1 protein-coding gene is annotated in these 444 nt (G+C 66.0%); it reads left to right on the top strand.

Annotation, left to right across the window (positions count from 1 at the left end; all coding sequences use genetic code 11):
* Window positions 1–28: 28 nt before the first annotated feature.
* Window positions 29–444, top strand: a 416-nt coding sequence (locus ACNFOC_RS55395) for a branched-chain amino acid ABC transporter permease (protein WP_416966446.1), incomplete at its 3' end; no start/stop codon positions are given.

Genomic DNA, 444 nt, shown 5'->3' with positions numbered 1-444 from the left:
GATATCGACCGGCCTCACCGCGATCCCGGTGATCCTGCTGATCGTGCTGCTGGTCTCGATGGCGATCACCGCGCTCTATGGCTGGACCATCGAGCGCATCGCCTACCGGCCGCTGCGCCACTCCTTCCGCCTCGCCCCGATGCTGTCGGCGATCGGCATGTCCTTCGTGCTGACCAACTACTCGCAGGTGGCGCAGGGCGCGCGCGTCAAGCCGATCCCGCCCGTCATCACCGGCGGCTATACGCTGCACGAGAGCGCGAACGGCTTCGTGATCCAGCTTTCCAACATCCAGATCATCGTCGTCATCACCACCATCGTGCTGCTGGCGATCTTCACCTGGCTGGTGTCCCGCACGAGGCTCGGGCGCGACATGCGCGCCTGCGAGCAGGACCAGACCATGGCGGCGCTGCTCGGCGTCGACGTCGACCGCACCATCTCCATGAC

It is taken from the genome of Streptomyces colwelliae (assembly GCF_048158785.1).
GTDB lineage: Bacteria > Actinomycetota > Actinomycetes > Streptomycetales > Streptomycetaceae > Streptomyces.
This window is presented reverse-complemented; position numbering and strand designations above follow the sequence as displayed.